Below are 24,683 nucleotides of genomic sequence, written 5' to 3' on the forward strand. Positions count from 1 at the left end.
ATAGTAGGAAGAAAATTCATCGGGGTCCTCTGCGAGACCCCAATGGGGAAAAAATTACTAAAAGGATCGATGATCGGGAAACAAAAATGAATGGGCGATCCCGATGGGTATTAACCATTACTACATTGGCGCAGCCAATACGTTGCGTCCTATAGTTCCTCAAAAGAAGTTCGTCCCTTCTCGCCTTCCCGCCTGCGCATAGCTTCGGCGGGCAAAGTGCGGCTTTTCGTGAAACCACCTCCTCACTCCCCATGCTTCTTCATAAAACCGATCAACCCCTTCATATACGTCTCCTGGTCATCCCACATACTCATATGGCTGCCGTTCGGGCAATAGAGGTATTCTCCCTGCTTCACCTGTGAAGCCATCCATTTCATGTGTTCAGGGTCCATGGTATCGTATTGCGCGCCAATGGTAAGGGTTGGAACGGTAATAGACGGCAGGTCAGCCTTCCTGTCCCATTTCTCCAGCTTGCCGGCAATACCGAATTCGCTGGGACCCTGCATGGTCACATACAGCGACTGGTTCGTCTTGCTAAAGGAACGGTTCACCGGCTCCGGCCACTGGTCCAGGGGCAGCCGGCAGACATGCTTCGCATAGAAATTAGGCATCAGCAATTCCATATACCGGGGGTTACCAAAATCCTTCTTTGCCTCGATGGCCCTGATCTCGGTCAATACCTTCTGGTCCATTTGCTTGGACAGTACATTGGCGGCATAGGCACCATAATCCGGGCAGCTCGACATCATATTGGAGATGATGAGCCCCTTCAGGTGTTGCTGGTATTTGAGGGCGTATTCTAATGCAAGTATACCGCCCCATGAATGGCCCAATAAAAAGAAATTATCCTTGTCGAGGTGGAGCGCCTTCCTTACCTGCTCCACTTCTTCCACATAACGCGGAAGGTCCCACATGGACGTATCCTTTGGGTTATCCGAATTGCCGCAACCCAGCTGGTCATAATACACGATCTCGATGCCTTCTGCCGGCAGGAAATTCTCCATGCATTCAAAATATTCATGGGTGGCTCCGGGACCGCCATTCAGCAGGAGCAGCTTCATTTTGGGGTTATTGCCGAAGCGTTTGGTCCATACCTTGAAAGTGCCTTTGGGTGTTTCGATGGGGACCATCTTTACGCCGCCGGTCTGCAGGCCGCTATCGGTCCTGGCAAAGTAGGAGGCAAGGGATGGTATTGATGTTGATGGCGCTGTTTCTTTGTTGCCCTGCTGACAGGAATACATAGTGAATACTACCATGAACAGGGCCATTAACCTGGAAAAAACTTTGGTCATAACAAGCAGTTTTGGATAGAAAAGTTAATCAATTCCCTGCAGAAAATATCCTGCATGGAATTGTTTGCCCGGGCTGTTATGGAAATGATGAATGGTTCGATCCCCAATTCATATTGTAGTACATTCAGGTCATCAAATGAACCTTATGCTTACTTTCCTGCTCTGGCTCATCCTCCTTGTACTTTGTGCGCCCCTGGCCATCCTGGCACTGGTGCTCTACCCGATCGTATGGCTTTTGTTGTTGCCCTTCCGGCTGGTTGGTATTGCAGTTGATGGGGTGTTCTCACTGTTGGGGGCCATTATTGCCTGGCCTGCAAAACTGGTTAGGAAAGCCACTTCTTGATACATTATCACGTGAACTGCTTTATCCACTCCTGGATAGAGCATAGTCAGTTCAATAGCAATCCTTCTTTTATGGCTATTTCAATCCTTCCTGGATATTGCCAATCCTTTCTTTTACAGTCTTGACAACAGACTTTTTAATGAAGGCAAGGATGATCATGCCAATGCCGGCCATCAATACCTGTAAACCCAGGATGGTGCTTATTCCCGTGGCCGCCATGCCCATATTGAAGAACATCATGATGCCGGCAATGAGGGAAAGGACCCCGATGATGAGCAATGCCCAACCACTGTTGCTGACTGATCTTAATTCCCAGCCGGTAGAGGCCAGCATCCATCCTGTCATTGCCATCCAGGCGCCAAAGAAAAGGGTGACTGTCTTCATCGTAATGAAAAGGTTGCCTAGCATCAATATCCCGAAAAGGATGGTAGCGATGGACCATAAAAGGGCCCCGGTATCCCTGTCTTCTTTTTCACTCACCAGCCAGGCAACAAGGCCAGCAATGCCTGCTCCAAGGACCAGGATACTGATCCAAAGGGAGATGCCCGTTAAGACAACGCCGGGATTATTGAAGATGTAAAAGGACAATAGGATCATTAAGATTCCCTGGATCAGGATGACCCACCATTTCCTGAGGATGGTTTGCATGATGTTGGTTTTGTTGTTCTGGTAATGTTGAATTACAGGTGGGTACCTACCTGCTTTTTCACAAGGAATGGACCCTACACTACAAGGGGACCTTGTCATGCTACCAATGAAATCCTTAACCCTATTAAAGGAATAGTCTTCTAAATATAGGTATTCTTTTTAATTAGTGATGATAGGGATCATTATGCTGTATGTCGTTTCCAGGAATGCTAGCCTCCTGTGAAACAATAGCATCAATACCGATAACATACCGCATTGATGTTCATGCCTGCGCCAACGGATGCGAACATCACCAGGTCCCCCTTCTGCAATTGGTAACCGGGCACTTCATGCTTCTTCACCAGGTCGTAGAGCGTGGGTACAGTTGCTACAGAACTATTTCCCAGCCATTGGATGCTCATGGGCATGATCTTTTCGGGAACGGGTTGGTGACCATATAATTTGTAGAAGGCCTTGATGATGGCTTCATCCATTTTCTCATTGGCCTGGTGGATAAAGATCATCTTCAGTTCTTCAATGCCTGCGCCGCTCTTGTCGAGGCAGTCTTTCATGGCTGCGGGAACATGGGACAAGGCATATTCATATACCTTCCTTCCCTTCATTTTAATGAAGCAGTGATGGGGATCTGATCCCGGGTAATAGGAGGGACCAAAATTGATGAAGTCTAATTCGCTAAGGCAATGGGATTGCACGCTGGTGCTGAGGATGCCTTCACCTGTGGCCGGTCCTTCCCTGGATTCCACCACAGTGGCGCCTGCGCCATCTGCGAAGATCATGGAGTCGCGATCATGGTTGTCAATGACCCTGCTCAGGGTTTCCGTTCCGATGATCAGCGCCTTCTTTGCCGTACCCGCCTTGAAATAAGTGTCTGCTATGATCAGGCCCTGCACCCAGCCGGGGCAACCAAAGAGGATATCGTAAGCAACGCAATTGGGATTGCGGATGCCCAGCATATGTTTGATCCTGGCTGCAAGCGCCGGAACGGTATCCGATTGGCGGCTTAATGGGTCAACATCCCCATAATTGTGGGCCGCTATAATGAGGTCGAGTTCCTCTGGGTTGATGCCACTTTCTTCAATGGCCTTTTTCGCTGCCTCTGCTCCCATATGGGAGGCTTTCATGGTTGGATCGGCATAGCGCCTTTCTTCAATACCTGTGATGTTCTTGAATTTCCTGACCACTTCCGCTGCAGGCGTTTCAATGGGTTGGTTGTCTTCGGTGAAGAATTGGCTCTGGCCGAAATCTTCATTCTTCTTGATGTGGTTGGGAATAAATTTCCCTGTTCCGGTAATAACACTACGTTGCATAAAAAATAAGGGCATCCTATGGTGATGCCCTTAAATTACATGATTTACCAGTATTAATTCAAAGATAGTTTCGTGATATCTGAACCGGCGAATATCCTTGCCAGGTTATTGTCCTTATTCTTAAGGTAGTTCTCGATATTACCTTCGGAAACGATCCTCCAGAAATTCTTCGATTTCAGCTCTCCGAAATCATTGGTCTTGATAAAGATCCCCAGGAAGGGTTTCCTGCTTTTCAGCGTAATGCGAATGGGTTGTCCACTGCCTGCTTTCTCGTCCAGGAACTTCTCAATTTGAATGTTTGTCATAATTTTTTGTTTTCCTTTCTGAATGAAAATGTCCGCCAGGCCTTGCTGCTTGCTTATTGCCTGATGGCTTGTTGCCTGACCTGTATGGATTCCTTCCCTGGTTGGGTTGCAAGGGTCTTGCAATGGCCGGTTGTTCACCCGGCTGGGGAAGGTAGGGGTGCTCTTGTACCACCGGTATGCTCAACTTGGTCGTTTTCTCAATATCGCGCAGGAAAGGTCTTTCTTCCCTGTCACAGAATGATAGGGCTATACCACTATACCCTGCCCTTCCCGTACGGCCGATACGGTGTACATAGGTCTCGGGGATATTGGGAAGGTCGAAATTGAATACATGGGTAAGCTGTTCGAAGTCGATACCGCGTGCGGCTATATCCGTTGCTACCAGGATCCTGGTGGTCTTGTCTTTGAAATTGCCCAGTGCCCGCTGGCGTGCATTCTGTGATTTGTTACCGTGGATGGCTTCCGCAGTAATGCCGGCCTTGTTCAGGCCCTTCACTACCTTGTCTGCGCCATGCTTGGTGCGGGTAAAGACCAGCGCCTGATCGATCTCCGGGCTTTCCAGTAAATGGACCAGCAGGTCTTGTTTTTTTATCTTGTCCACATGGTAAATGGATTGTTCCACTTTCTCGGCGGTTGAAGAGACCGGGGTCACTTCCACATAGGCCGGGTCACGAAGCATGGTATTGGCCAGGCTCCTGATCTCTTGCGCCATGGTGGCGGAGAAGAACAGGGTTTGCCTTTGGGCAGGCACATTCGTGATGATGCGCTTTACATCATGCACAAATCCCATGTCCAACATCCTGTCGGCTTCGTCCAGTACCAGGAATTCAATATCCTTCAGGCTGACGATCTTTTGTTGCATCAGGTCAAGCAAACGGCCGGGAGTGGCGACAAGGATATCGATTCCCCTGCGCAATTCCTGCACCTGCTTCTCCTGTGACACGCCGCCGAAAATAACGGTATGGCGCAAAGGCGTAAACCTTCCGTAGGCTTTAAAACTCTCTTTGATCTGTATGGCCAGTTCCCTCGTTGGGGTCAGGATCAATGCCTTGATACCCTTGTAACCGGGTTGCTGTGACTTTTTGGCCATCAGCAATTGGATCATCGGGATGGCAAATGCTGCTGTCTTACCTGTTCCTGTCTGTGCGCAACCAAGCAGGTCGCGTCCTTGCAGGATATTGGGAATGGCTTTTGACTGAATGGGGGTGGGTTGTGTATAACCCTCATGCTCAAGCGCTTTTAAGATAGGCTCAATGAGCGATAATTGTTCAAATAACAATGTTGCTGAATTTGGTGAAAAATGTTTTGTTGGTAAGGCTGCCAGCTGTTGTGGCACTTTACCCGCCTTACTGATCTAAGCCTGCACAAACATTTTGAATGGGACAAATGCAGAAGAAGGAAAAGATAGAAGTAGTGCAAAGCTAACCTAAATTTTCGGGAATCCCGCTTCCTGCCTGAATTTTAACAGTTTCCAGCCTTTAAGGGAGGCTATTTGTTAAGGGATGGGACCTGGTTTATGTAGGTAAATGGCAATAAATAGCCCTTCCGCATCAAAGGGAAGGGCCTCATGGATTGTTCGCTGTTACTATGGTAAGTGGATCAGTTTACCGGAACCGGAAACGGAAAGGTTGATCTGCGGACTGCCTTTATAGGCAACATTGCCACTGCCTGATATGCGGCAATCGAGGTATTCCCTTGCCCAAAGGCGGATATCACCTGAACCATTGGTCTGGGTATAGGCCGTATCTGCTTCCAGGTTCAATAACTCGAACCGGCCACTTCCGCTGATGACGGCCTTTTCTTTCCTCAGCCTCCCCTGTGACACCAGTATATCACCGGAGCCCTCGATGCGCGCATCCAGGAAGCCTGTTTCCAGTTGGTCGATGCTGATTCGGCCCGACCCATTTGACTCCAGGCGGAGGTTGGCAGGTTGGAACCTATCCTTGATGTGGATCTCCCCTGAGCCATGCTGGCTGATCTTTTCAGCCATCGGCCCGGAGACCAGTATCCTGATCTCCTCATGGTTACGGAGAACGGTATTGTCGCGCACTTTCACCTTCAGTTCATTTCCTGAAATATAGGTTTCGATCCGGTCAATGATGTTCTGCTGGGCTTCAATGACCACCCCTGCAGCATTCGCGTATTGATAGGTAATGGTACCCGGTACGGCAAAGTATACAGAACTGAAATTGCTGCCGATGCTCCTGGTCTCCGTTACTACTGGCCCTTTTCCGCTGACCTTGGTGCAGGAGGGAAGGACCATGCTGATTGCTGCTATAATTAGTGTAGCTGAAAGAATTCGGTTGTATTTCATCGTTATATGTTTTTTACAGTTCGATCTTGTAATTCAATACCGGGATCAATCCTGCCTGGTAGCTGTTCTCTACCTTGCCTTTCACCGGGTCGAAATAGCTGCCATAGATGTTCTGGCGGTTGGTGAGGTTTTGGATATCCAGCGACAGGGTGCTGGTATGCCTTGCCCTGTTCCACTTCATGCTCAACCTCAGGTCGGTCCTGAAATAGGCCGGGTTCTGCAAGCTGAAGGCTTCTTTCTCCTTGTAAACCGTATAACCCTTTGCCATCGACTCTTCTACGTTGATGGGTGTTTGGCGATAACCACCGGCATAGATGGCCTTGATGTTCACGCCGAAGCTTTTGCGGTTGTTGCGAAGCACGAATTCCTTTCCTGCGGTCAGGTTGCTGAGGTAGCGGCCATTGTAGCGCGTATTCCTTTCCGTGCCATCTGCTGCTGTATACCTTGAGGTATAGATCGACTGGTTAAAGAGGAAATAGAAATAGTTCTGTAATTGCTTCTCCAGGGTGAATTCAATACCGTAGTTCTTTCCTTTGCCCTTGTTGGTCAGGGCATCGGTGATGAAGCCCTGTTCAATATTGAGTGTTGAGAAAGTGCTGGAATCGTAAACGCTTACCGGAACATCAAACAAGTGCTGGTAATAAAGCTCTGTCTTGAACTTCAGGAACCTGGAAAAGGCATGCGTATAGGATAATACCAGGTGGTGCGATTTCGTCATGCCCAGGTCTTTATTGGGCTGGTACCAGTTGCCATTGAGGTCCTGTGCCTTGGCGAAATATACACCCATGGCCTGTACCTGGCCATGGAGGCCATAACCAATACCGAGGCTGTTCTTCTTGTTGATATCCCATTTAACGGATGCCCTTGGTTCAATAGAGGAGCTATTGTTCAATTGCAACCTGAGGTAGTGGATGCCTGTAGAAAGGGTCAGCTGGTTGGTGGCCTTGTATTGCCATTGGGCGAATGCCTGTATCGTCTGGGTCTTGTCCTGCACATTGATCCTTTCCAGTAGTGGTTTGCCGGGGTTTTCCCTGGAGCGGTCATAATAGTTGAAATTGATCAGGTTCACGATCACGCCTGTCCTGATGGCCGTCCTCAACCCGATCTTTTGGTTCAGGGTACTGGAGAGGATCAGCTTTTTTGTCTTGAATTGTTCCGAACTGGATGTGGTGATGCTGTCGGGTGTCTCTGCATATTTCTCATCAACAGTATTCTCCTGGTAGGAGTAGGCTGCCGATGATTTCAGGTAGGTATTCCTTCCCAGGTGGATGGAATGGGTGATTCCTGTTGCGCCTGTATTGCCGGAGAACTTACCACCATAGCGGTCAAATTCATTTTCCCATTTGGCAGGGTCTTTCTCAGTGTCGATCTGCTGTGAACTGAGGCCGCCAAATCCGAAGATGCTGAAGGTTCCCAGTTTCCTGGTGGGCAATTGGATATTGTAGGAGAGGTCCTGGAAATTGGTAGTGGCCCCGGTTGCCACATCCATCCCGATCTTACTCAATAATTCGAGTGTGGAATACCGGTAGTTGATGAGGTAGGAACCCTTGTAGTTCTTGGAGAAGGGCCCTTCTGCCGCCAGGTTGAGGCCCAGTAATCCTGCCTGCAAGGTATATTCCCTTTTTTCATTATTGCCCTTCCTGAGCCTGATATCGAATACGCCACCTACTGCATTGCCATACTCTGCAGCAAATGCACCAGTTACAAAATCTGAATTGGCCAGCAATTGGGAACTCAGGATAGAGATCCCTCCACCTGTACTGCCCGCCATAGCGAAATGGTTGGGGTTGGGGATATCTACGCCTTCCATCCTCCATAACAATCCTGTGGGTGCATTGCCCCTGATCACGATATCATTGGAGCCATCATCTGCCGACATCACCCCGGCAAAGCTGGTGGCCATCCGGAGCGGGTCATTGATGGCTGCCGCATACCGCTGGGTCTCTTCCACCGTGAATGCCCTGGCGCTCACCAGGCTCATATCATTGATGGGCTTGTATTTCCTGCTATTCGCTTTGACCACCACTTCTTCCTGCTCTTTCACGTCAGGCTCCATGTTAATGGACAGCACCATTTCCTTGCCCGCATTCAGCGTAAGGTTATCGAGTTGCACCAGCCGGTAACCTGTATAGGTGATCCGCAATTGGTGAAGGCCGATGGCTACTTTGGAGAACCTGAAACTGCCATCGGCGCCGGTGATCACAGACTGTCCTGTTGAAAGAAGGGTGACGGTTGCTCCCTGCAATGGCTTTTGCAACAACTGGTCCATCACCGTTCCGCGCAGGGTTTGGGTGGACTGCGCGAAACCAGTAGTGTGGACCAGTAGGATAAGGAGGATAAGGATAAGGTTTGTTCTTTTTCTGCTGCTCATATTTCCTGTTTTGGAATTACGACAGCCTGCATGCCTTTTACCCCTATTCCTTCATGATAACTTGATCAAAAAATATGGATACCGGCATTCCAACCGATCCAGCCGGTCAGGTTTTTCCCCATATCATAGGTCTTGTAACCGGAAGAAGGTAGGGTGGAACGGTAACCCTTGAACGCTACATCCTGGTCGGAATAGTAAACGTTGAACACTGGGCCGGCAAACAGCGCAAAGGCCTTGCCGATCCTGACATGGAAATTGATGGTAGCCCTGTTCAACAGGTTCAGGTAGTCCCATGAACCGAGGAATACATATTGGCAGCTGGCTTCAGCATTCAATCCTAATGTCTTGCCGAAATGCCATTCCGAACCAATGCCATAACCAAAGCTCACAACTCTTTTGGCTGTATCGGGATGTACGCCCCCCATCAGGATACTATAAAGCTTATGATTACCGGTCTTGAAGGCAGCATTGAAAGGTGTGACCTCTGTTGCATAGAAGGCAAGCTTGTGGTAGCCTTTCAATACCACATTGATCAGTCCAATGCTGTAGCCTTCGGAAGTGTCGGCAATATTGATGAGGCCAATCTGCACGCCTTTCAGTTTCCTGGTGTAGTTCACGATACCCGATACCTGCACGCCCCTTGTTTCCTGGCTGCTGATATTGGCAATACCAGCCAACTGCATACCTGTTGTCCGGGTATTGGTGAAATTGGTAATACCGGCAAGCTGGAATCCTGTCATCTCCTTTCCCACATGGTTATAGATGCCGCCCAATTGAAAGCCGGTATATTTTCCTTTTACAACATTGGTGATACCACCGATCTGGAAACCGCCGACAGAATCGAGTACGGTATTCGAAATGCCACCAATCTGTAAGCCTTTCATGCTCCCGCCTACAATATTGAACAAGCCACCGATCTGCACATATTGTACATCCTTCTTGTCGATATTGAAAAGTCCCCCTAATTCAAAACCGTTCACCCCTCCTGAATATCCGCCGAGGATATTGAAGGAAAAATTATTGATGACCTGCGCATTCATTTTACCATTGGTACTTAGGCCTGGCGTAAACGATACCTGCACCGGTCTTGCCGTGAAGAATTTGCCGAGGTTGATGCTTTGCACCTTTAGCCTGGTGGACAAAAGGAACCTCCCCATACTGGTTCTTTGTACACGGATGGAGTCTAGTTTTTTGTACAGGTAGATGATGCTTGAACTGTCGGGTTGCGGGACTTCTATGTAGATGGAATCTGCCGCGGCGATCTTACCGGGGCTGATGATCACGGTCTGGCCGGTCAAGTCAGCAGGGGAGAGGGTGATGCTTACTTGCTGGTTATAGCCGGCTTCGATTTTTACAGTAGTGTCTTCATAGAACTCCTTACTAACGGTCAGGGCTGCCTGCCTGTATTTCTTTTTCAATTTGATCCTGAAATAGCCCTGCCTGTCGGTAAGTGCGGAGCTGAGCATGGTCTTTTCATAGACACTCGCATCCATTAATTTCTCGCCGGTCTGGTCATCGCGTACATAGCCGCTGACGAGATAGATATTATTCGTGCTAGGTTCCTGTGCCGTTACCAGGGTCAGTTGAAGCGGCGCCCTGCGGATGATGATGTAATTCCCGCTTTCCTTGAATTCATACCCGCTGCGGAAGAGTTGGTCCAGCAAGGCCTTCAGGGGTTTGTTATTGGCATGTACAGTTACCAGGCTGTCCTTCCTGATTATGGAACTGTTATAGGAAAAATAAAAATTACCCTGGTTGCTGATCAACTCCAGTACATCGGTCACTGGCATATTGGTCACATTGAGGGTTATGCTCCTGTTCAGCAAGGTTTGTGCTGCAACCGGTCTTGCCTGCAAGAGGGTAAACAGGATGATCACCATCGCGATGATGGATTGGATAGGTCTTTTCATGTTCTTGCCTTCGGTCTATTTTAGGATGATCTTATTATTGGCTTTCTCGATCTTGAGGTCAAGGGTTTGGGCGATCACTTCCAGTACCTGGTCGAGTGATTCATCCCTGAAGGTAGTGGTGAGTGGGAGTGAGGCTTTGGCCGGACTGGCCACCTCAATGTTCACTTCATAGGCTTCATTGAGCGTAGCTACCAGTTTCCAAAGGGGTGTATTGTCGCAAACAAATGTCTTGGTGCGATAATAGTTGTACAATTGGTTGTCCACTTTTTCTTTCTTTTGGCCAACCCCGTCTTGCTGGACAAGGAGTTTTTCACCTGCTACCAGGCGATAACGCTCATTACCTCTGCTTACTTCCACGATCCCGGTTTCTACGATCACCTCGGTCTGGCCTTTCATTTCCCTGATATTAAAGGAAGTGCCTACCACCTTTACTTCAAGTTCGTTCACTGCTACGATAAAAGGTTTTGACTTGTCTGATTTGATATTGAAAAACCCTTCACCTTTTAGCTCAACCTTTCTTTTCTTGCCCCTGAAAGCTTCCGGGTACCTGATGGAAGCGCCCTTGTTCAGGTATACGGTGGAACCATCCGGTAGTCCTTGCTGCACGGGTTTGTCCTTGCTTGCTACCAATAGCTCTTCGGGTTGGCCAAGGTAATTGAACAATAATGCGCCGAGGCCGAGGACCCCTAACAATACCACCACCATGGCAGCGATCCGGAGAAAGGGGGTAGATCGGATATTGGCCAGTTTCCCTTGTTGGGGTTGGTTTTTGGCCCTTTCCAGGAACCTTTCCCAGGCGGCATTTTCATCAATGCTGCTGTTGCCTGCCAAAGAACGGCTTTGTTCCCATATGAGCTTCATATGGTTGAAATAGGCCTGGTTGTCCGGGTGGGCAGCCAGCCATTGCTCCAGTTCAGACCGCTCTTTTTCATTGGCTTCCCCTACCAGGTTTTTTACCAGCAGGTCATCGATCAGATGGTGTTGCTTGTCGTTCACTTGCTGTTAAAGGTTTAGTAAGGTTAAAAGGATAAGCGGTAAGTAGTCGGCCAGCTTTTGGCGCATCAGTTTGAGGGCCTTGCCCATCTGGTTTTCCACTGTCTTGATGGAGAGCCCCAGTTTATCAGCTATTTCATGGTATTTCAATTCCTCGAACCGGCTCATCTGGAATATGGTCCGGCATTGTTCGGGCAGTTCGTTCAGGGCCCGGTCTATATGCCCCTGCAATTCGGTCAGCTCAACCCGTTGTTGGGCGTTCCCGTCCACATCCTGTTGCCTGGCCGCTTCATAGCTGGCATGGGCTGCCCTCACCTTCAGGTGTTGCAGGTAATTAAGGCATTCGTGGTAAACGGAACGGTACAGGTAGGCGGTGCCTGAACGGTGGATGTCCAGGGTGTTTCTTTTCTCCCAAAGCTTCAGGAATACATTCTGGACCATTTCCTCTGCGGCCACCTCGTCTTTCACAATGGTAAAAGCGTAGGCATGGAGGGGTTTGAAATAGGTCTTGAAGACCTGCTCAAAGCCCAACTGGCCATGGTCGGTTGGTAGAATAAGGGTTTCTTTAACAGGAAAGGTCATGCCAAGGGTTTGGTAGCCGGTCCCAAAAATAGCTGCTTCGTTCAACTCTGCCTTTTACAGTTCGACAAGCGGCAAATGCTTTACCCCTATAGCCTGTAAAAATATTTCTTCAGGACTACAGGCAGCTGTCGCGCAGGAGCTTCATATAGGCCAGGCCCTTCTCCCTGGCGAATTGGATATTCCTGGCCGGGATCTCGTCCGGGTCACCGGCATAATGGTCAAGGGCCTCCTCGATGCTTTCTTCCCGCAATAAATGCAGCATGGGGTAGATGGAACGGTTGGTGAAATTGGCGGCGTCCTCCTCAGGCGAGCCCGCAAAGCGGTAATCCGGGTGGAAACTGGCCACCTGGTAGGTGCCTTCATAGCCTTCTTCTTCCAATAGCTGTTCGGCCATATCCACCAGGTCAAGGTATTCCTCGAAATCCTTAAAGGCATTGGGGAAGATCAGCAGGCTGGTCTCAACGGCGGCATCATCATCCAGCCGCTTGCATTCGTCGAGGAAGCTTTGCAGGCAGCGTTCCAGTTCTGTACTTTCCTCCACCTGGTAGTGAATGGAATTGCGTTTGACCTCCCTGTTCGCAAAGGGACAAAAATTACAACCCACTACTACTTCCCTGATCCAGTTCTTCGTTTGCTCAATAGCTGTTGCTGCTGCTGTCATGGCTGCAAGTTAAGGCCTTCTTCCAAGTGGTGTGAAGTGATTATTATCCCAGCGAGGCAACTGTTGCTTTAACCCCTTCTTCAGGCGTGGTGGGGGAGAACTGGAAATGGCGGTTGAATTTGGCGCTGTCAAAGAAATAGTCGCGGTCGTACTGGTAACACATCTCCGGCATTTCTTTCAGGATGGGGATGAAGAGCCCCAGTATCCTGAGCATCCATACCGGTATGGCCTGGCTTTTGGCCGGCCGGCCCATGGCACTCGCGAATAGCTCGATCCATTGCTGGCCGGTCAGCCTGGCCGGGTGGGTAGGCAGGTTCCAGACCTGGTTGAAGCATTCCCCATGGTTGCCCAGCATCGCCATTCCCTTTGCTGCATCCGGTACATAAGTGAAGGAATGCACCTTGTCCGTCCTGCAGAACCATTGGGCTTTCTTGCCCTTCTTCAAACTTTTGTAGACCATCTCGGTCATAAAACTATTCTGTCCACCCGGACCATAGAAATCTGCACTTCGTGCAATGATCCCCGTTAGTTTCCCCCTTTCCACCTGCTCCATGATCAGCTCATCGAGTTGTTGCCTGACTTGGCCCTTCCTGCTGGAGGGGCTGTAAGGGGATGATTCCGTGATGTGTTGTACATTATCCCCACCGATGGCATATACATTATCGAAGAAGACCAGTTTGGATCCGGTCACCTCGCAGGCGTGCAAAACATTGCGTATCAATAAGGGCCAGCTTTCCTGCCACACTTTATGGTTGTAGGCCAGGCCCACACAGAGATAGGTGATGCTGGAGCCTTCTACGGCCCTGATGGCTTCTTCCGCATTGAGGAGGTTGGCAGGGACCAGTTCTTCCTGTCCATTAACCGGTTTTGGTTCCCTGCTGACCAGGCGGATGGATGTCGTAAATGCATTGAGCTCCCTGGCCAGTACTGTGCCGATGGGACCGGTGCTGCCTAATATGGTTTGCATGTGGTTGGGGTTGAAATTTTTGGAATGGGCTTGAACTTTTTATTGATAGACCCTTACATAATCTATTTGCATGGCCTGGGGGAAGATGCTATCGTCAATACCTTTCTGACCACCCCAATTGCCGCCAACAGCAATGTTCAGCAGCAGGTGGAAGCGTTTGTCGAAAGGCCAGACCTTATGGTCGCCCGCTTCTTTGCTGAAACGAAAGACTTCCCTGTTGTCCAACAGGAAGATGATCCTTTCTTTTGACCAATCGATCGCATACACATGAAAGTCTTTATCGGTGTCTTTCAGGTAGATGCCCCTGGTTTTCTGGGTGCCTATGGAATGGTTGTAGGATTGGGTATGGATGCTGAAGAAGACGGAGTCGGGCATATAACCCACGAACTCCATGATATCGATCTCGCCGCTTTCCGGCCAGCCGCCATAGGCCCAGTCGGTAGGCAGCATCCAGATGGCTGGCCAGATGCCCCGGCCTGCCGGTAACTTGGCCCTTACTTCGATGCGGCCATAGGTCCAGTCTCCCTTGTTTTTACTGACCATCCTCGCAGAAGTATAACCGCCATCCGCTTTTTTGCGGGCTGTAATGTGCAGGCTGCCCTCCTTCACTGCAACATTGGATGGGTCTGCCCTTGTGTAGAATTGCTGCTCATTGTTCCCCCAGCCATGGCCGCCCACATCATAGCCCCATTTGGAACTGTCGGGGAGACCCTGGTAATTGAATTCGTCTGACCATACCAGTTTCCTTTCTGGTGGGCTTTGGGCAAATGAAGAAGTGGAAAGAATGATCCCGGCGAGGAGCAGGTAGCATGTTCTCATGCTATCTAAGTTAATGATTCTGTCCCGGTATTCTAGGAGGTGCCGGAATGAAAAATCCCGGTCATGGACCGGGACTTTTCAAATAGTAGGAGTGATGGATCAGGCGGCTGTTACAGCTTTGTTCACCAGTTCCGCTGCTTCGCTCAGCAGGATGGCGCTCTGTACTTTCAGGCCGCTCTCATCGATCAGTTTCTTGGCTTCCTCAGCGTTGGTACCCTGCAGGCGCACGATGATGGGCACTTCGATATTGCCCATGCTCTTATAGGCATCGATAACACCCTGTGCAACCCTGTCGCAACGTACGATGCCACCGAAGATATTGATCAGGATAGCTTTTACCTTGGGGTCCTTCAGGATGATGCGGAAACCTGCCTCAACAGTCTGGGCGTTGGCTGTACCACCTACATCCAGGAAGTTGGCGGGCTCACCGCCGCTCAGTTTGATCATGTCCATGGTCGCCATGGCAAGGCCGGCGCCATTTACCATGCAACCCACGTTACCGTCGAGCTTAACAAAGTTCAGGTTGAACTTGCCGGCTTCCACTTCTGTGGGGTCTTCTTCAGTGATGTCGCGCATGGCAGCCAGGTCTGGATGACGGGTGAGGGCGTTGTCGTCGAGGTTCATCTTACAGTCAACCGCGATGATCTTCTCATCAGAGGTCTTGAACAAAGGGTTGATCTCGAGCATGCTGCAGTCGAGGCCAACATAGGCATTATAAAGATTGGTCACGAACTTCACACAGCTCTTGAAGGCTTCACCACTCAGGCCGAGGTTGAAAGCGATCTTGCGGGCCTGGAAACCTTGCAGTCCACCGGCCGGGTGTACCCACTCCTTGAAGATCTTATCGGGGGTATGGTGGGCAACCTCTTCGATATCCATACCACCTTCGGTGCTGTACATGATCACGTTCATGCCCTTGGCACGGTCCAGGAGGATAGAGAGGTAGAATTCCTTTACGGGATTAGGTCCTTCATAATATACATCCTGCGCAACGAGTACCTTGTTCACCACTTTTCCCGCCTCACCGGTCTGGATGGTCACCAGCGTACCACCAAGGATGTTCTGGGCTATTTCCTTTACAGCTTCTGCATTCTTTCCCACAGCAACACCGCGCTGCTCGGTACCACGGATCTTACCCTTACCACGGCCACCTGCATGGATCTGGGCCTTTACCACTGCGAAACTGCTTCCGAACTGGGTCTTGATCTGTTTGTAAGCCTCTTCCGCTTCACCGGGGGTACTGCAGGCTATGCCTTCCTGCACCGGGACATTGTATTTTTTCAATAATTCCTTTGCTTGGTATTCGTGCAAATTCATATAGCAAAATTTGCAGCGAAGATAATAGAAAATGAAGGAGGGAAATAAAACTTTCTACAATAAGGAGTTGTAAACAGCGATCGTAATTTTGGGTATGGATTTTAGTCAGGACCTTGAAAATTGTCTCGATGCCCTGAGAACTGGCGGGCTCATTGGTATCCCTACCGTTAGCGGCCGGATGGTGGCCGCGGATGCTACCCTCGATGATGCGGTGAATGCCTTGCGCGAAGGCAGCCAAGGGGAAATGCCGGTGGTCTTGCTGGCGGATGAAAGGGACCTCCTCCAATATGTCAGTGCCCTTGATCTGGATGTGTTTGACCGCTTTGAAAGTTTTGAACTGCCTACAGCCATCCGTTTTGAGGGCATTATAGGCCTTGCCGATGCGCTGACCGGACCTGAAGGAACTGCCTGCATCGCCCTCATTGCCGATGATTTTTGCCGTCACCTGGTCAAGCGCTTCAGGAAGCCCCTGGCCGTTTTACCGGAAGGCAATGGCCCGCATTGGGGCACTATCCTTTACCGGGCTGCCGACCACACGAATGCACTGGCCGATAGGTTCCGCTTGATATGATCATTTTCACTGATTTTGTTGGAAAAACACAAGCCCCTGCAACCCTTCCCGTGGTTTGCCTGTCACGGGTTTGATAAAAATATTGTGGTCGATCACTAACCTAAGTAGATATAGTTGCTAATTGTCATGCTTACTGAGGTGGTTATCCACGATTGAACAAATTGGCCATGCAAAATTTCTTCGATTGGAATAAAATTGTGACTTTGCCGGCTCGAAATCGAAAACCTTATCTTCTCGTATGAAAGAGATCTCTGTGGTGTTTATTGCCAGGAATGAAGCCCATATTCTGGGCGATACCATTCGAAGCCTTCAAGGACTGACCAATGATGTGGTCGTGGCAGACACGGGAAGTACAGACAATACCATGGAGATCGCCAGGGCCATGGGCGCCAGGGCTTTTTCCATTGGCTGGGACGGTTTTGGCAAGAGCAAGAACAAGGCATTACAACTGGCACGCTACGATTGGGTCCTTTTCCTGGATGCGGATGAATCTATTGATGAAGGGTTGAAGCAATGCCTGTTGCAAAATGATTTTACAGATCCTTCCATCGTATATAAAGTAAGGGTAAAGAATTATGCAGGGGGGAAGGAGATCAGGTTCGGGGAGTGGCGGAATGAAAGGAAGGTCAAGTTTTTCAATCGACGCTATGCCCGATGGGATGATGCGGAAGTCCATGAAAAGGTAGTGGTTCCGGTGAATGGTGGTACCAGGACACTCAATGGTTTTGTTCGCCATTATCCCCTGCGCGATACGAGGGAATATGCCGAGAAAATGAACCGTTATGGCGAACTGATGGCCCACCGCTACCTGAGGGATGGCAAGAAGGCCAGTTTCTTCAAACTCTACCTATACCCTGCATCAAGGTTTATCCTCAATTATTTTTTCCGCCTGGGTTTCCTGGATGGAAGGGTTGGTTTTACTACGGCTACCCTGAACTCCTATTACGCATTCCTCAAATACCATCGCCTGAAAGAACTCCAGGAAGGCGCCCGGGAAACAGGAATTTCCTCATATTTGCGGCATTATGCTCAAGATTCTGGTCATCCAAACCGCGTTTATAGGTGATGCTGTACTGGCCACGGGTATCCTCGAAAAATTGCATACCCGCTTCCCCGATGCACAGATAGATTACCTGGTAAGGAAGGGAAATGAAGGCTTGTTCAAAGGCCATCCCTACCTGCACGAGTTGATCGTTTGGGATAAACAGCAAGGCAAGATGGCCAATCTCTTCCGGCTCCTCGCCAGGATCAGGACCGCCCGCTATGATAAGGTGATCAATGTACAACGCTTTGCCGCCACCGGTATGCTGACGGCTTTTTCAGGGGCTAAAGAAACCATCGGCTATGATAAGAATCCCTGGAGCAGGTTCTTCACGACCAGGGTTCCCCATATCATCAGTACGGCCGAACATCCCAAGCATGAGGTGGAAAGGTGTAATGACCTTATCAGGCATTTTACAGATGATGAGGTATACCTTCCCAGGCTCTATCCAACAACTGAAGATTTTGCGAAAGTGGCGGGCTTTAAGGCCCAGCCCTTTATTTGCATTGCGCCGGCTTCGGTATGGTTCACCAAGCAATACCCCGCTGCCAAATGGATCGCTTTCCTGGACAGGGTTCCGGCTGGTATTAAAGTATATATCCTGGGGGCTCCCGGCGATAAGGAACTGGCCAAGGAGATCATTGGGGGAACAAAACATCCTGCCGTGGTGTCGCTATGCGGGGAACTGGGCATGCTGCAATCTGCCGCCCTGATGAAGGATGCCCTGATGAACTATGTCAATGATTCTGCCCCCATGCATTTTGCCTCTTCGGTGAATGCGCCTACTGCTGCCATCTATTGCAGTACCATTCCGGCTTTTGGCTTTGGCCCCTTGTCTGATGGTGCCGCCATTATTGAAACCAGGGAACAGCTTGATTGCAGACCCTGTGGATTGCATGGTCATGCGGCCTGTCCAAAAGGACATTTTAACTGTGCCTATACTATTAAGGAAGAGCAACTGCTGGGTCTCTTGCCCCAATGATCATTTCTTTAAGGCTGATTCATATAATGCGATCCACTGCTTAGGGGTCATTTTACCGGCCAGCTCACCGATCAGTTCGAAGGGGATATGTTCTGCTTTCTTGAAGCGGATACAACTCTTGCCCATATCCAGTTTTGCCTTCCCGAATTTTTCGTAGGCAGCAATAAACCAATCCTTCAATGCCGGGTCGCTGTAGATGCCCATATGGTATAGGGCATAATGGTTCTTCTGGGCTGCGATGCCCATGAAAGGAAGGGGCTGGCTCGGTTGGCAGTGATAGCCGGGCGGATAGAGGGAATGGGGGACCACATACCCGATCATCCCATAATTCATTTCCTCGCTAAAGCCTTTGGGTAGGTGCTTGAGAATGGCTTTACGCAGTTTTTCCATGGCTTCCTTTCTTTCGGGGTCAAGTTCCCTGAGATATTGTTCTGGGGAACTTGCGCTGGAGCTGGCCATATGGGTTTTGTTTAATGTGTTCAAATATCCGGGTATTTGAGCGGATGGTAAAATCCGCTTTCCTTTCCAAAGACCGCCTTCTTATCTTTGCCCCTTCATGGAAATCCAGTGTACAGATAAGGAGCTATTCCTGTTCAAGAAGATCGCAAACGCCGCAGGGGAATTGAATCTGCCTTGCTACCTGATCGGGGGCTTCGTGCGGGATAAATTGCTGGGCAGGAATACCAAGGATGCCGATATTGTTTGTGTTGGTGATGGAATTGCACTGGCCCATAAGGTGGCGGACAGGTTCCAGCCCAGGCCGCATGTGGCTTTTTACAAGAATTTTGGTACCGCCAGCATCAAGATCGACGCTTTCGAAGTGGAATTCGTAGGTGCCAGGAAGGAAAGTTACCGCTACCATAGCCGCAACCCTGAGGTGCAACCGGGCACCCTTGAGGATGACCAGCTGCGCCGCGATTTTACGATCAATGCCCTGGCCGTAAGCCTGAATAAGGAAGACTATGGTCGCCTGCTGGACCCCTTCAACGGGCTGCAGGATATGGCCAATAAGATCATCAGGACCCCGTTGGACCCTGCACAGACCTTCAGTGATGACCCTCTGCGCATGCTCAGGGCCATCCGCTTTGCCGCACAGCTGGGTTTCTCCATTGAAGAAACAACACTTAGCGGGATCAGGAATAATGTGGAGCGCATCAGGATCATCTCCCAGGAGCGCATAACGGATGAGTTCAATAAGATCCTCATGAGCCGCAAGCCCTCGGTAGGCTTCGACCTCCTGTACCAGACCGGGCTGATGCATATCATTTTCCCGCAAATGGTTGACCTGGCCGGTGCAGAATATATCGATGGCCGGGGACATAAGGATAATTTTTACCACACCCTGCAGGTCATTGACAATATCTGTCCCAATACCCAGAACCTCTGGCTGCGCTGGGCTGCCCTGCTGCACGATATCGGCAAGCCAGCTACCAAGAAGTTTGAACAGGGTCATGGCTGGACCTTCCATGGCCACGAAGTGGTTGGGGGAAGGATGGTGCCCAGGATCTTCTCCAAATTCAAATTATCGCAGGGAGAGCCTTTGCGTTACGTAAAGAAACTGGTGGAATTGCATTTGCGGCCTATCAGCCTGACCAAGGAGAATATAACGGACTCTGCTATCCGAAGATTGCTGTTTGATGCCGGGGAAGATATTGAGGACCTCATGACCCTTTGTGAAGCCGATATCACCTCCAAGAACAGGATGAAGGTGAAGCGTTACCTAGAGAATTTTGAACTGGTCCGCAAGCGGCTGCAGGAAGTGGAGGAAAAGGACAGGATCAGGAATTGGCAGCCTCCCATCACCGGTGAAATGATCATGCAGGTATTCAACCTGCCCCCTTGCAAACTGGTAGGGGAGATCAAGAATGCCATCAAGGATGCTATCCTGGATGGTGATATTGAGAACAATTATGAAGCAGCCTACCAACTTATGGTGAAAAAGGCCGCAGAATTCAATCTTCAGCCTGCGGAGTAAAAGAAATTGTATTTTCGGCTCAGGTGAGTTTGTTTTGCAGATAGGCTGGATCAGCAGATTTTAGAACCAACTAATTTACGCTATGGCAATTTTGAAGTTCAGGGTATATTTTGAAGAAGATGATAGTGTTTACCGTGATGTGGCCATCAGGCACAAGCAGAGTTTTCTCGACCTGCACCATGCCATCCTTCGTGCCTTTGAATTCGACAGCAAGCATGCGGCTACTTTTTACCGCAGCAATGATAACTGGCAGCGCGGCAAGGAGATCACCCTGGAGAAATACAATAAGTCCTATAAAGTTGAACCCCTGCTGATGGCAGATACGCTGATAGGGACCGAGATCTTTGATCCTAACCAGAAGTTTGTGTATGTGTACGATTTTGTTAAGAACTGGACCTTCCTGGTAGAGCTCATCAATGTATCGAAGGAGGAGAATCCCCGTATTGATTATCCCGCTGTCGTTAGGACAGAGGGAATACCCCCTTCCCAATATGGTACCAAAGGGTTGGTGAATGATAAGCTCGCTGAAATGGAAGAGAAGTATGATCTCCAGTCCGGGGCTGAAGGATTCGGTGAAGAAGGGGAAGAGGACGCCAGCGATGATACCGAAGAGTTGTTTGGCTCAGAGGAGGGGGATGAATTTTAAATGCATCATTACCTTTTGAAGGAAGGGTAAGTTTATTTCGGTTGTCCTGGACAAATCCTGTCGCCAGGGCAAATAGTTTCCTTTTGAAAGCAGGCCTGTGGTTACACCCTTTTTAATAGCAGCCTGAACCAATGAAGTCCCGGATGTTTACCACACTGATCATAATGGGGCCGACTGCAGTGGGTAAAACTGCACTGGCCATTACATTGGCCAAAAAGTATGGAACGGAGATCATTTCAGCAGATTCCCGTCAATGCTTTCTGGAGACCACTATAGCCGTGGCTAAGCCTTCGTCCGAAGAGCTGGCTGAGGTTCGCCATCATTTCATCAACTCCCATTCCATTCACGAGGAGATGAATGCTGCCTTGTTTGAGGAGTATGCGCTGTCGGTGGTTTCCCATTTGCAGGAACAGTACCCTTTGGCAGTGATGGTGGGTGGTACAGGTTTATACATCAGGGCCTTCTATGAAGGATTGGATGAGTTGCCGCAAATTGAACCGGGTATCCGCGAATCCATCATTGACGAATACGAAGCCAAAGGATTGGCCTGGTTGCAAGAAGCCATTAGGCTGGAGGACCCCCTGTTCTATGCCACCGGCGAGGTCCTGAATCCCCAACGCCTGATGCGGGCATTGGAAGTGGTACGGTCAACGGGCAGGTCTATCCGAAGTTTCCAGGTAAAACAGGTAAAGCAAAGGCCTTTCAGGGTGGTCAAGTTAGGGCTCGACCTTCCCCGTGAGGTGTTGTATGAGCGTATTAACCGGAGGGTTGACCTGATGATGGAAGTAGGTTTATTGGAAGAAGCCCGTACACTCTATCCTTATCGCCACCTCAATGCGCTGCAAACAGTCGGCTACACTGAATTATTCGATCATTTTGATGGAAAGCATTCGCTGGAGGAAGCCATCACGCTGATCAAACGGAATACACGGCATTACGCCAAACGCCAATTGACCTGGTTTCGCCGTGATGAACAGGTGACCTGGTTCTCCCCGGATGATTCAGAAGGTATCGGTAATTGGTTACCTGCCGCTGTCGGGCTTTAACCTGGTTATGGCCGGGAAGAATAAAATCCAGTTGTTGAAAGTCCCTGAGAGATCACTGATAGATACTATTGGAAGAGGATCCGGGATATAGGGTCCGTTCATTCCCGTGCTGAAGCCAACCCGGGAATGAACGGAATGATTTAGAACTTGATACCTGCTGTCAGCACAACATTGCCACCACTGCCCCTGATCTCAGAGAAAGTATTGGCCTTATCAGGAAGCCGGTAAGGGAAACTAACGTCATCGGTTAAGCGATGTGCATAGGTCAGGTCAATGAAGAAGCCTTTGTCTCTGTAGCCCAGGCCACCACTCATATACATGCGCTTGCCATTCAGTTCGCTATCTGCATAGGGGTTGCCATAGTAGGAGAAACCTGCCCTGGCCATGATGGTGTTGAATTTCAATTCGCCACCCAGCCTGAAGTTAAGGGCTCCTTTATAGACCTCCCTGATCACATTATTCACTGCATCATAATATTCCTGTGAGGATCCATTCAGGTCTTCAGAAGTGCGATAACGGTTAGAGGAGTAGGTAACATATTCCAGGTCGGCTGAAAGGAAACCCTTTTGCTGACGGGTATCTGCCACTTCCCGGAATACATAGGAACCGCTGACCATGAATTTCCAGGGGGAAGTGAGGTCATATTCATACTGGGGCGCGCCGCCATTGGGCAGGTTATCCGTATTGATATTGCTCACCTGGTTGTAGTTCTCCGTATTGGTCCTTAATTCAGCGAAATAATTGTCCCGGAGTGCATAAATGGAAGGGGTATGAATGGCTGCCCCGATCCTGATATAGTCAACAGGACGGAAGATCATACCCAGTTTCAGGTTCACACCCACCCCCTTGGTGCTGTATTCCTCACGCAGGGAGGCACTGTTGAAATAATTGCGGGGATTGTTGGATGCGTCTGTCTCAGTATAGGTAATGGTCCGGGAATAGTTAACGATAGGGATGCCTAAACTACCACCAAAGAAGAAGCGGTCCTTGTTATTGGAGGCGAGGCTGATGGCGATCTCATTGATTCCACCGGAGGAAACGATGCTGTTCTCCTGGTTAAGGAGGAAGGCCGTATCCCTTTCAAAGGCATAGCGCATGGGTGTTCCCACTACTTCAATGCCGTTGCCGACAGTAAGGGTGTCTACCAGGTAGGTGTAGGAAGCCATCCTTGCAGGGAAGGAGAGCCGGTTGCTTCCCGGGGCATCGCCAATATCGACACCGCTGGCAGCGATCTCGGCAGCATATTGTTCCGTAAAGGAGCTGAAATTGTTCTGCCCGCTATAGTAGATATTGTTGTTGAAATCGGCGGTGCGGTTGATCGCGATACTGAATGCCGAACTCTTTCCGGGTTTGTAAGCATTGCTGAACCCAAATACAAATCCACTGGTTCCCAGGAAGAAATTGTTGTCCTTCGAATTGTTGCCGGTTCCCCTGTAATCGCTTTTGTTGTTGATGAAGTTGAACCCGGTGGTCAATACAAACTCGCTTGTTTTAAAAAAGCCGAGACCGGCAGGGTTGATATAATTGGCGGAAAGATCGCCGCCCAGTGAGCCGCCAACCCCGCCCACGGCCTGGTTCCTGGCCGTTCCGCCGGAAGTGTTCCAGGACAGCCTGAGGGCGTCTTCGGGTACCTGCGCATAACCATTATAAGCTAACAATGCTGTAGTAGCCAGCAGAATTGTTTTTCGCATGTGCATGCACTTTAGTTGTCTGTGTTCGTATAAAAAAGGAGGAAACAAATGCATGAGACCAGCGTGGTTGTTTCCTCCGTTAAATGAACCGTCCATTAATATTATTCGCCGCCACCACCGTTACGTACCGGCCTGCTTCCGCCGCCACCGCTGCTGCCACTGCTGCGGCTGGGTGAACTGCTGCCTCCGGAAGAGCTGGGTGAATAGCTCCTGCTGGGGCGGTCATAGCTTCCGCTATTGTTGTTATAGTTGGAATTGTTATTGTTGAAGAAGGATGATGCCCTTCTTGAACCACTGTTATTGCTATTGCTGTTATTGTAGGAGCCGCCGTAATAACCCATGGACTTGGGGTTATAGTTTTTATTGCTGCTGTTTGTTTTCAGGTAGCTGGACATGCCAAAGGCGGATGAAGGCCTGCTGGTGGTATAACTGTTCCAGTTACCGGTAGGGAACTTGCCGGGAAATACAACGACCGGTCTGCAATAGGGATTATAGAAAGAATTCCAGTAGAACATGCTGTTCCAGGGGCTGTTCCAGGGACTGTTCCATACCATCCAGCTGTTCCATCGCCAGTTATTGTACATCCAGGGATCCATCATGGCAAAATCGTCATATCCATAATAGCCCATTCTTCCCCTGCTGATCTGCATCCTCAGGTACCTGTCATCCCTATAGTTGCCCTCGTCATAATAGGCATCCCGCCTTGGATTGGTTTCCACATATTCCTCACTGGCTGCCGCGGCCTGCCGGTTGGGAGAATAATACACATCATCAGGGGTCTGTCCTGATTTGTAAACGGAAGAACAACTGCTAAGCATCACCACACCGGTAATAAGACCTAAAATTTTGGCGTTCATGGCTCTGCGATTAATGGTTTAAAAAATTACTTTTGCGTTCTTGA

At 49.6% G+C, this 24,683-nt stretch carries 24 protein-coding genes; 7 read left to right on the forward strand and 17 right to left on the reverse strand.

Features of this window, described 5'->3' with window-relative positions; genetic code table 11:
- Nucleotides 1–242 precede the first annotated feature (242 nt).
- Nucleotides 243–1,292, reverse strand: coding sequence for a proline iminopeptidase-family hydrolase (locus KJS94_RS03065; RefSeq protein WP_239804271.1), 1,050 nt, complete (start codon nucleotides 1,290–1,292; stop codon nucleotides 243–245).
- Between the two features lie 145 nt (nucleotides 1,293–1,437).
- Here KJS94_RS03065 and KJS94_RS03070 point away from each other — a divergent pair, with 145 nt between their 5' ends.
- The gene (locus KJS94_RS03070) at nucleotides 1,438–1,635 is read left to right on the forward strand and encodes a hypothetical protein (protein WP_214449144.1); all 198 of its coding nucleotides are present in this window, start codon (nucleotides 1,438–1,440) and stop codon (nucleotides 1,633–1,635) included.
- A 75-nt stretch (nucleotides 1,636–1,710) separates the two neighbouring features.
- Here the strand turns inward: KJS94_RS03070 and KJS94_RS03075 are convergent, their stop codons facing one another.
- The 13 genes from KJS94_RS03075 to sucC form a co-directional block, all read right to left on the reverse strand.
- Nucleotides 1,711–2,283 (reverse strand): HdeD family acid-resistance protein, encoded by a 573-nt coding sequence (locus tag KJS94_RS03075; protein WP_214449143.1) that lies wholly within the window; start codon nucleotides 2,281–2,283, stop codon nucleotides 1,711–1,713.
- A 233-nt stretch (nucleotides 2,284–2,516) separates the two neighbouring features.
- Nucleotides 2,517–3,590 (reverse strand): 3-oxoacyl-ACP synthase III family protein, encoded by a 1,074-nt coding sequence (locus KJS94_RS03080; protein WP_214449142.1) that lies wholly within the window; start codon nucleotides 3,588–3,590, stop codon nucleotides 2,517–2,519.
- A gap of 53 nt (nucleotides 3,591–3,643) precedes the next feature.
- Complete coding sequence (locus KJS94_RS03085) at nucleotides 3,644–3,895, reverse strand: short-chain dehydrogenase (RefSeq protein ID WP_214449141.1); 252 nt, start codon at nucleotides 3,893–3,895, stop codon at nucleotides 3,644–3,646.
- Nucleotides 3,876–5,174 (reverse strand): DEAD/DEAH box helicase, encoded by a 1,299-nt coding sequence (locus KJS94_RS03090; protein WP_214449140.1) that lies wholly within the window; start codon nucleotides 5,172–5,174, stop codon nucleotides 3,876–3,878. The genes KJS94_RS03085 and KJS94_RS03090 overlap by 20 nt, the downstream gene beginning before the upstream one ends.
- Nucleotides 5,175–5,480: 306 nt before the next feature.
- Nucleotides 5,481–6,209, reverse strand: a complete 729-nt coding sequence (locus KJS94_RS03095) for a head GIN domain-containing protein (protein ID WP_214449139.1) — start codon at nucleotides 6,207–6,209, stop codon at nucleotides 5,481–5,483.
- 13 nt (nucleotides 6,210–6,222) lie between these two features.
- The gene (locus tag KJS94_RS03100; protein ID WP_214449138.1) at nucleotides 6,223–8,580 is read right to left on the reverse strand and encodes a TonB-dependent receptor; all 2,358 of its coding nucleotides are present in this window, start codon (nucleotides 8,578–8,580) and stop codon (nucleotides 6,223–6,225) included.
- Between the two features lie 65 nt (nucleotides 8,581–8,645).
- Entirely contained in the window at nucleotides 8,646–10,490 is a 1,845-nt protein-coding gene (locus KJS94_RS03105; protein ID WP_214449137.1) for an STN and carboxypeptidase regulatory-like domain-containing protein, read from the reverse strand.
- Nucleotides 10,491–10,505: 15 nt separating this feature from the next.
- Nucleotides 10,506–11,486 carry a FecR domain-containing protein gene (locus KJS94_RS03110; RefSeq protein ID WP_214449136.1) on the reverse strand — a complete coding sequence of 327 codons (981 nt, stop codon included), beginning with the start codon at nucleotides 11,484–11,486 and terminating at the stop codon, nucleotides 10,506–10,508.
- A gap of 6 nt (nucleotides 11,487–11,492) precedes the next feature.
- The gene (locus tag KJS94_RS03115; protein ID WP_214449135.1) at nucleotides 11,493–12,065 is read right to left on the reverse strand and encodes an RNA polymerase sigma-70 factor; all 573 of its coding nucleotides are present in this window, start codon (nucleotides 12,063–12,065) and stop codon (nucleotides 11,493–11,495) included.
- Nucleotides 12,066–12,180: 115 nt separating this feature from the next.
- A complete protein-coding gene (locus KJS94_RS03120) occupies nucleotides 12,181–12,726 on the reverse strand; it encodes a DUF1415 domain-containing protein (RefSeq protein WP_214449134.1) in 546 nt (181 codons plus the stop codon).
- A 43-nt stretch (nucleotides 12,727–12,769) separates the two neighbouring features.
- Nucleotides 12,770–13,693 carry an NAD-dependent epimerase/dehydratase family protein gene (locus tag KJS94_RS03125; protein ID WP_214449133.1) on the reverse strand — a complete coding sequence of 308 codons (924 nt, stop codon included), beginning with the start codon at nucleotides 13,691–13,693 and terminating at the stop codon, nucleotides 12,770–12,772.
- Between the two features lie 39 nt (nucleotides 13,694–13,732).
- A complete protein-coding gene (locus tag KJS94_RS03130; RefSeq protein WP_214449132.1) occupies nucleotides 13,733–14,512 on the reverse strand; it encodes a glycoside hydrolase family 16 protein in 780 nt (259 codons plus the stop codon).
- A gap of 99 nt (nucleotides 14,513–14,611) precedes the next feature.
- Nucleotides 14,612–15,829, reverse strand: a complete 1,218-nt coding sequence (sucC, locus tag KJS94_RS03135) for an ADP-forming succinate--CoA ligase subunit beta (RefSeq protein ID WP_214449131.1) — start codon at nucleotides 15,827–15,829, stop codon at nucleotides 14,612–14,614.
- 94 nt (nucleotides 15,830–15,923) lie between these two features.
- Here sucC and KJS94_RS03140 point away from each other — a divergent pair, with 94 nt between their 5' ends.
- From KJS94_RS03140 to KJS94_RS03150, 3 genes are all read left to right on the forward strand, one after another.
- On the forward strand, nucleotides 15,924–16,400 hold the full coding sequence (locus KJS94_RS03140) for a Sua5/YciO/YrdC/YwlC family protein (protein WP_214449130.1): 477 nt from the start codon (nucleotides 15,924–15,926) through the stop codon (nucleotides 16,398–16,400).
- Nucleotides 16,401–16,638: 238 nt separating this feature from the next.
- Nucleotides 16,639–17,466 carry a glycosyltransferase family 2 protein gene (locus KJS94_RS03145; RefSeq protein ID WP_214449129.1) on the forward strand — a complete coding sequence of 276 codons (828 nt, stop codon included), beginning with the start codon at nucleotides 16,639–16,641 and terminating at the stop codon, nucleotides 17,464–17,466.
- Nucleotides 17,426–18,424: a glycosyltransferase family 9 protein gene (locus tag KJS94_RS03150; protein WP_214449128.1), complete on the forward strand. Its 999-nt coding sequence runs from the start codon at nucleotides 17,426–17,428 to the stop codon at nucleotides 18,422–18,424. Before KJS94_RS03145 ends, KJS94_RS03150 begins: the two co-directional genes overlap by 41 nt.
- Here the strand turns inward: KJS94_RS03150 and KJS94_RS03155 are convergent, their stop codons facing one another.
- Complete coding sequence (locus KJS94_RS03155; RefSeq protein ID WP_214449127.1) at nucleotides 18,425–18,883, reverse strand: DUF1801 domain-containing protein; 459 nt, start codon at nucleotides 18,881–18,883, stop codon at nucleotides 18,425–18,427.
- Nucleotides 18,884–18,980: 97 nt separating this feature from the next.
- Here KJS94_RS03155 and KJS94_RS03160 point away from each other — a divergent pair, with 97 nt between their 5' ends.
- From KJS94_RS03160 to miaA, 3 genes are all read left to right on the forward strand, one after another.
- The gene (locus tag KJS94_RS03160) at nucleotides 18,981–20,399 is read left to right on the forward strand and encodes a CCA tRNA nucleotidyltransferase (RefSeq protein WP_214449126.1); all 1,419 of its coding nucleotides are present in this window, start codon (nucleotides 18,981–18,983) and stop codon (nucleotides 20,397–20,399) included.
- 82 nt (nucleotides 20,400–20,481) lie between these two features.
- Nucleotides 20,482–21,045 (forward strand): IS1096 element passenger TnpR family protein, encoded by a 564-nt coding sequence (locus tag KJS94_RS03165; protein WP_214449125.1) that lies wholly within the window; start codon nucleotides 20,482–20,484, stop codon nucleotides 21,043–21,045.
- A 131-nt stretch (nucleotides 21,046–21,176) separates the two neighbouring features.
- A complete protein-coding gene (miaA, locus tag KJS94_RS03170) occupies nucleotides 21,177–22,091 on the forward strand; it encodes a tRNA (adenosine(37)-N6)-dimethylallyltransferase MiaA (RefSeq protein WP_239804272.1) in 915 nt (304 codons plus the stop codon).
- 140 nt (nucleotides 22,092–22,231) lie between these two features.
- On the opposite strand, the gene KJS94_RS03175 is transcribed toward miaA, so the two are convergent.
- Both KJS94_RS03175 and KJS94_RS03180 read right to left on the reverse strand, forming a co-directional pair.
- Nucleotides 22,232–23,782 (reverse strand): OmpP1/FadL family transporter, encoded by a 1,551-nt coding sequence (locus tag KJS94_RS03175; protein WP_214449124.1) that lies wholly within the window; start codon nucleotides 23,780–23,782, stop codon nucleotides 22,232–22,234.
- A 101-nt stretch (nucleotides 23,783–23,883) separates the two neighbouring features.
- Nucleotides 23,884–24,639 (reverse strand): hypothetical protein, encoded by a 756-nt coding sequence (locus KJS94_RS03180; protein ID WP_214449123.1) that lies wholly within the window; start codon nucleotides 24,637–24,639, stop codon nucleotides 23,884–23,886.
- Nucleotides 24,640–24,683: the final 44 nt, after the last annotated feature.

The sequence above is a fragment of the Flavihumibacter rivuli genome (assembly GCF_018595685.2).
Classification (GTDB): domain Bacteria; phylum Bacteroidota; class Bacteroidia; order Chitinophagales; family Chitinophagaceae; genus Flavihumibacter; species Flavihumibacter rivuli.